The sequence below is a fragment of the Paracraurococcus lichenis genome, assembly GCF_030657435.1.
Taxonomy (GTDB): domain Bacteria; phylum Pseudomonadota; class Alphaproteobacteria; order Acetobacterales; family Acetobacteraceae; genus Paracraurococcus; species Paracraurococcus lichenis.
The window spans coordinates 1-6,575 of the sequence record NZ_JAUTWS010000165.1 but is presented as its reverse complement, the minus strand read 5'-3'; the positions used below and the strand labels follow the sequence as shown (position 1 = coordinate 6,575).

Annotated in this window: 5 protein-coding genes; 2 read left to right on the top strand and 3 right to left on the bottom strand. The window is 67.4% G+C overall.

Annotation, left to right across the window (positions count from 1 at the left end):
• A partial coding sequence (locus Q7A36_RS37750; protein ID WP_305108946.1) for a family 16 glycosylhydrolase occupies positions 1 to 440 on the top strand: 440 nt, incomplete at its 5' end.
• 783 nt (positions 441 to 1,223) lie between these two features.
• Here Q7A36_RS37750 and Q7A36_RS37745 read toward each other — a convergent pair.
• The 3 genes from Q7A36_RS37745 to Q7A36_RS37735 all read right to left on the bottom strand — a co-directional run bounded on the left by Q7A36_RS37745 (position 1,224) and on the right by Q7A36_RS37735 (position 5,053).
• The gene (locus tag Q7A36_RS37745) at positions 1,224 to 2,234 is read right to left on the bottom strand and encodes a molybdopterin-binding protein (RefSeq protein WP_305108945.1); all 1,011 of its coding nucleotides are present in this window, start codon (positions 2,232 to 2,234) and stop codon (positions 1,224 to 1,226) included.
• 1,099 nt (positions 2,235 to 3,333) lie between these two features.
• Entirely contained in the window at positions 3,334 to 4,827 is a 1,494-nt protein-coding gene (locus tag Q7A36_RS37740; RefSeq protein ID WP_305108944.1) for an aldehyde dehydrogenase family protein, read from the bottom strand.
• A gap of 31 nt (positions 4,828 to 4,858) precedes the next feature.
• Complete coding sequence (locus Q7A36_RS37735) at positions 4,859 to 5,053, bottom strand: hypothetical protein (protein WP_305108943.1); 195 nt, start codon at positions 5,051 to 5,053, stop codon at positions 4,859 to 4,861.
• 60 nt (positions 5,054 to 5,113) lie between these two features.
• Between Q7A36_RS37735 and Q7A36_RS37730 the strand changes: the two genes are divergently transcribed.
• Positions 5,114 to 6,379 (top strand): DUF2325 domain-containing protein, encoded by a 1,266-nt coding sequence (locus Q7A36_RS37730; protein ID WP_305108942.1) that lies wholly within the window; start codon positions 5,114 to 5,116, stop codon positions 6,377 to 6,379.
• Positions 6,380 to 6,575: the final 196 nt, after the last annotated feature.

Sequence of the window (6,575 nt, the reverse complement as noted above, 5' to 3'; positions counted from 1 at the left end):
AGGTGACGGGCGCGGCCAAGCCGGGCCCCTACGCGCAGGCCTGGCCCGGCACCGATGTGTGGCCGGGGCCCGAGCTCGACGTCATGGAGGTGCTCGAGGACGGCACCCCCTACGGCACGGTTCACTGGAAAGGTGGAAGTGGCGACAACCAGTTCCGCTCGGTGCGCTACGAGCGCGTCAACGTCCTGGACGTGCACACCTACTCGATGCTGTGGCTACCGGGACAGATCCGCTTCTACGTGGACGGCAAACAGTACGGTGACGCGATCACCGAGAACGTGCCGGCCGATGGCGCGCATGGCGGCGAATGGCTGGCGCCGGGCGTGGGCATGCAGACCTGGTGGAACAGCGGCGCTGCCCATGGGGTCGGCATGGAGGTCTACAACGTGAGCTATGCCACGGTAGGGGATTGTCAACTTGGCGAACGCACATCGGAATGAGCGCCGGATTATGTCGCCCTCAGCGCTGGAGGCGGCAAAAAGGCTGCGTTCACCCTCCGTGGCGGCGACGCATCGTTGCGAATTTTTGTTCCGAGACGGCACGGGTTGACAATGCCGAAGGCTGGCCTTCAGCGTGCCACTGGGCAGGTCGAACAGCTTCAGCGAGGTCGGCTGCTTGCCGCCGGGCACCTGCAGCCCGGCCCAGCTCATATCAACGGAACAGGCATAGAGGGTGCCCGACCGCTCATCGGCAAGGATGCCGAGGACGGAGGAGAGGCCGCTGGTGCCGGCCGGGATCCACTCCCGGGCCTCGTTTTCGCCGGGCATGGCCCGGAAGATCCGCCCGCCAGCCATGCTGCCGAAGTATAGCGTGCCATTGGACGTAGCCGTCATGCTCTCGGGGAAGTCGGTGCGGCCGGGGACGACCACGTCGGCCGCGCGCGCCATGCCGTATTCCGCGGTGACAAGGGCGGCCGCCAGCATCGCTGGACGGACAATCTGCCTCGCTTTGGAGAACAGGCTCTGCATGGAATCCTCCCACGATTCGGTTGGACCGCCGCGTCTTCGCCGGCCGTGGGCCAGTGTATCACGCGTTCATAAGCGGTCGTATACCAATGAAGACAGCGGTTGCAGTATCCCTCGTGCAGACCAGTCGTTGTCTGGCGCTTTCGAGGCCTTGGCTCGCCATGTTCCATGCCGCGCTCGCCGCAAGCGCGAGGCGCGAGGCTCGGGAGCGAGGACGGTCGGTGCGGTCAGCCCTGTGCGCGGCAGGCGGTTGTTCCATCATCCCCAGACAAGGTCATGTGTGATGGGGGTGGCGTCGATGTCCACAACCTGGATTGAGGCGAGGTTGGAGATGTAACGGCCACCGGCTGTGTCGTCCGGCACCACCAGGCGGGCAAAGCCGTCATTCCCATCCGGGCCAAGCTGCCCGAGCGTGTCGTCATAAGCCACGACCACTTTTCCGTCGCCGAAGCGCGGGTCGAGTTCGCCCATCGAGAAGACGGCGCGGTACCCATCAGTGCCGGTGGCGACGACGTAGAGGCCGAGGATATCGTTCTTCACGGCCGGGTCGGTCAGCACACCGGCGGACTGCAGCAGATCCCAGAGCGGCACACCGGTATAGGTGTCGGTCACCTGGCCGGCACCGGACGTGTAGATGGCGGTCAGTGTCACCCCGGACAGGGTGGCGAGGCTGGCTTCATCGTAGGTCCCGGGATGTGCCACGGCGCCATCGAGGTGGAACTCGGTGGAGACGCTGCCGGAGCCGGGGGCGAAATCGGGCCCGCTGCCGGCGCTGAGCCCGACCAGATGCGACACATAGCGGCCGCCGGCCGCGTCGCCCGGTACGATCATGCGCAGCCAGCCTTCGGATCCGTCCGGGCCGAGTTGGCCGGAGGTGTCGGCATAGGAGACCAGCACCGGCTCGTTGCCGAAGCGCTGCTCCAGTTCTCCCATGGAGAACACTGCGCGGTAGCCATCACTACCCGTAGCCACGACGTAGTGGGCGAGAATGTCATTCTTCACCGCCGGATCGGTGATCACGCCGCCTGCATCGGCGAGGAGGTCGCGCAGCAGCACGCCGGTGTAGGTGTCAGTGACCTGGCCGGCGCCGGAGAGGTAAGTCGCGGTTTCCGCGGTGGTCGGCAGCGTTTGCAGCTCGCCGGCGGCATAGATGCCGGGGTCGCCCAGATCGCCCCCGAGCCGCACCAGCCCGAGTGCATCGAGAAAGGTTGGTGGCAGCGGCACCCAGTCGGGCAGCTCGGCCAACAATCGTGCCATGATGCTGCTCAAGGCTCCCTCATGCGGGTCGCTGCCATTGCTGCACGCATCGTGCATGCCCCATCCCTTCCTGCGTCTGCCTGTATTTATTCGTATACAACGAAAAGGAAGGCTGCAAGACGGTACGCTTCGCCACCATGCAAAGTCGTATGCTCGTTTCCAGTGGCGTGAACCCCCGCTCCCCGCGTGAAGGTAGTCACCGGTGCGGCAAAGGGCACGGACGCTATATGAGACTAAACATCACGTTGGTCCTGCTGACGGAGGCCCCATAGCGTCCATCGCACGCATCGCAGCCACAATCCGCGACCAGAGGCAGGCGGGACGGTCGGCGCCATGCACAGGAAGGCACGCCGTGTATCAGCAAGCCATACAGACCATCCAGAAGTAGGTCACTTTCCGTCACCGCTATGAAAGCCGCATCGGCGGCCGCTGAGTACGGCCCATTGAGGGCCGCACGTTCGAGAATCAGGCTGGCCGCGTCAGTGCCTAGCCTCCGAACTCGGCGTCGACGGAGTGGCGGCGCGCCCAATCGCTTTCAGCACCGCGCGATTGAGCAAGAAGGACAACGTGAAACTTTCAACGGTCGCCAGTGTCAGCACGCACTGCTCCGGCTCGCCCGGCATCGGCCCCACCAACCAGCGGCTCACCGGGTGGAGAAGCGGCGCCCCTCCCGGAGCCTCATGCCGCTGCCGTTCAGTGAACAGCGCGATTGCGGCCAGCGCCAGCCGAGCCAGGAGGCGCCCGGGGACAAGCAGATCGCGTTCCGCCCCCTTCGTGGTCAGTATCTTCAAGGTGCCTTGGGCGGCGGGACCGAGGCGCCAGTTGAGGATGGCCTCAACCGTGTCGGGCGGCCCTGGCAGTGTGGCAGCTACGGCATTGTCGTCTCCCTACATCGGCGGCTTCCTCGTGATGGCATTTCCGTTGCGTTCACCGCCTGCGGTGTGAGCCAAGGGAAGGACCGGCGAGGCATCGACCAAGCCCGGATGCCCAGGCCGGCGTGGTCCAGCCCGTCCCAGAGGTCAGCCCCCTGCGCGGGCGGACCTGCTTCGGCAGCCGATCCACCCGGACCCCGGAGTTCAGCGTCCCCGTACCGCCCGCATCGCCGTCGGGCTTAGGCCGTGCGGATCCACACCGACTTGACGTTGAGGTACTCCTCCACGTGCTGCTTGCCGCCCTCGCGGCCGTAGCCGCTCATCTTGTAGCCGCCGAAGGGCACGGCTGGGTCCATCGCCTGGTAGCAGTTGATCCAGACCGAGCCGGCGCGGATGCCGCGTGCCAGCCTGTGCGCCTTGCTGACGTCGCGCGTCCAGACGCCGCTGCCGAGGCCGTAGGTGGTCGCATTCGCGCGGGTGATCACCTCCTCGATGTCATCGAAAGGAATGGCCGAGATCACCGGGCCGAAGATCTCCTCCTGTGCAATGCGCATGTCATCGCGCACGTTGGCGAAGACGGTGGGTGGCACGAAGTAGCCCTTCGACAGCGCTCCCTCGGTCAGCCGCTCGCCGCCTGAGAGCGGCCGCGCGCCCTCCTGCCGGCCGATCGAGAGGTAGCCAGTGACGCGGTCGAGCTGCTCGGCCGAGACCAGCGGGCCCACCTGCGTCGCCGGGTCGCGACCGTCGCCGACCTTCAGCGAGCGGCCGTAGTCGGCGACGCGCGCGGTGAACTCGTCATACACCTTGCGCTCAACGAAGAGCCGCGTGCCGGCGCTGCAGATCTGGCCCGAGTTGGCGAAAACCGCCATGCCAGCGCCTGGCGCAGCCGCATCGAGGTCGGCATCAGCGAAGACCACGTCCGGCGACTTGCCGCCGAGCTCGAGCGAGACCCGCTTGAGGTTGCCGGCCGAGGCCTGCACGATCTTCTGCCCCGTCACGTGCGAGCCGGTGAAGGCAACCTCGTCAACGCCGCGATGCGCGGCGAGCGCGGCACCGGCGGTCTCGCCGAAGCCGGGCACGACGTTGACGACCCCAGGTGGGACGCCGGCCTCGAGGCAGAGCTCGCCGAGGCGGAGCGGCGTCAGCGGCGCCTCCTCGGCGGGCTTCAGCACGACGGTGCAGCCGGTCGCCAGCACCGGGCCGAGCTTCCAGATCGAGGAGGAGAGCGGGGCGTTCCAAGGAATGATGGCGCCGACGACGCCGACCGGCTCCTTCAGCGTAAAGGAAACGTACTCACCCGGCAGTGAGTTCTCAATCGTCTCGCCATGAATCGCCACCGCTTGGCCGGCGTAGTAGCGCAGCATGCCGACGGCACGCTGGCGGTTTGCGCCGGTGCGGCTCACCGGTGCACCCATGTCGAGGGTGTCGAGCGCAGCCAGCTCCTCGAAGGCGGCGTCAACCAGTTCGGCGAGCTTCAGCAGCAGCTTCTGCCGCTCGTAGGGCTTCATCTTCGCCCAAGGGCCGTCGAAGGCCCGGCGAGCCGCTTCCACCGCGCGGTCGATATCCTCGGCGTCGCCCTCGGCAACGCGGGCCAACACCTCGCCCGTTGCAGGGTTGAGTGTCTCAAAAGTCTTGCCGGAAGCCGCCTCCACCCACTTGCCGTCGATCAGCATGCGTTTCGGGCGGCCATCGAGGAAGGGGTGGGCATGAGCCAGGCGGGTGATCTCGTTCATGTCGATCTCCTCGGTGTGTTGGACCGCGGCGTCAGGGGCCGGGTGCTGCCATGACCAGGTACGGGATGATGGACGTGGTCACCGCGATGACGAGGTCTCCGCCCTCCTGAGCGAGGAAGCGGAGGGCATCGAAGTTGCCCTCCGCCACCGACCCGTCGAGCAGGTCGTGCACCGCGGTGCAGCGGCACTTCGTGCCGTCCTCGCTCTCTCCGCTTGCCTCGAACATGACCGAACCCTCTTGCGCCCTGCGCGTCGCTATACTCACATAGATACAGCGAAAGGCAAGATGGAGGTGCTGGTGGCAGGTCTCGATCGTCCATCCTGGGCGGCCTTCACGGCGCTGGCCGACCCGCGCGCGACCTGGCTGCCTAACCTCAGCGCCGTTCCGATCGTGGCGGCAGCGGCCAAGGCGTCGCAATCCGCTTCCTCGCGGCGGCTGCGCACCTGGGACCTGTCCTCCAACCTGCACTGCTCCATCATCGGCACCTGCCTCTCGGCACACGACCTCCGCCGGCTGCTGCGCAAGCTGGGCCTCGGTGCGCCGGACGCCACGGACCACGCGCTGCACGGCCTCGGCGTGAGCCTGGCTCCGCGGCAGGACGCCGCGGCGAAGCTGTTGAACAAGACGCTTGACGATCGTCATCACGCTGCCATCCGACGCTTCGACGCGGCGAGGGACATCTCCGCCCTTCGTGCGGCGTGGCGGGGCGCGAAGGAGGCTGGCGAGATCCCGGGGGCTTACTGGGCGGTGCTCACCCACCCGGCGGCGGACCAGGACCTGGTCACCGAGGCCTTCGGCGATGTGCACATGCTCTCCCACCTGGTCGGGGCGGCGAACCGTGCCGACATCCGCCGGCTGGCAGCACAGGACCGCGAGATTGCCGTCCTGCGGGACACGGTGACGCGGCAGCAGGCGCGGCTTCGGGCCGACATCACCGAGCGCGACGCCCGCATCCGCTCCCTACAGAACATGCTGGCGGCGCGGCCGGGGCCGCCAGCAGTCGAGACCGCCAGCGAGGTGCTGGAACTCGGTCGGCTGGTTGCTGAGCTGCACGGGCGGCTGGAGCGCGAAGCTCGACGTCGGGAGGCGACGGAACGCCGCACCGCAGCGACCGAGACCGCCTTGACGCAGGAGCGGGCCTGGCGCGAGACGGCCGAGCACGTCGCGGCACAACTCGTGCGCGAACTGGCTTTGGTGGAAACCGCCCTGGCTGCCGGTGAGGCGCAACAGCTGCGGACGGAGGTGCCGTTCCCGGGAACGGTGCTCTATGTCGGCGGGCGTTCGGGTCAGACCGCGCTGCTCCGTGGCGCGGCGGCACGCCGTGGGGCACAACTGCTGCATCACGATGCCGAGCAAGGCGTGACCTTGCTGCCGGGCTTGATCGGGCGGGCAGACCTGGTCGTCTTCCCGGTTGACTGTGTTAGCCACGATGCGGCGCTCGCGGTGAAGCGCCTGTGCCGGCAACTCGGCCGTCCATTCCGCGCGCTGCGATCGACCGGTCTCGGGAGCCTGCTGCAGGCGCTGGATGCAGGAGTCCAAGCCACCCTATGATGGACGTGCCGTGCAACCCTCGTTATGTCCGGCGGTGAATAACCTCCCCGGCTGGAGTTTCTAGTCCGCCCCGGCCCTGAGGCGTCTGACGGGATCGAGGCGGCGCCGCCGGGCGTCAGTCCCCATGTTGCGGGTGTCTGACCAAACGCCGGATGGCGCCATGGAACCGCAACCGGAGACCGACTTCCCGGCGACA

Coding starts and splice junctions, on each gene's coding strand:
- Q7A36_RS37740 (WP_305108944.1), bottom strand. CDS start 4,827: ATGAACGAGATCACCCGCCTGGCTCATGCCCACCCCTTCCTCGATGGC.
- Q7A36_RS37730 (WP_305108942.1), top strand. CDS start 5,114: ATGGAGGTGCTGGTGGCAGGTCTCGATCGTCCATCCTGGGCGGCCTTC.
- Q7A36_RS37735 (WP_305108943.1), bottom strand. CDS start 5,053: ATGTTCGAGGCAAGCGGAGAGAGCGAGGACGGCACGAAGTGCCGCTGC.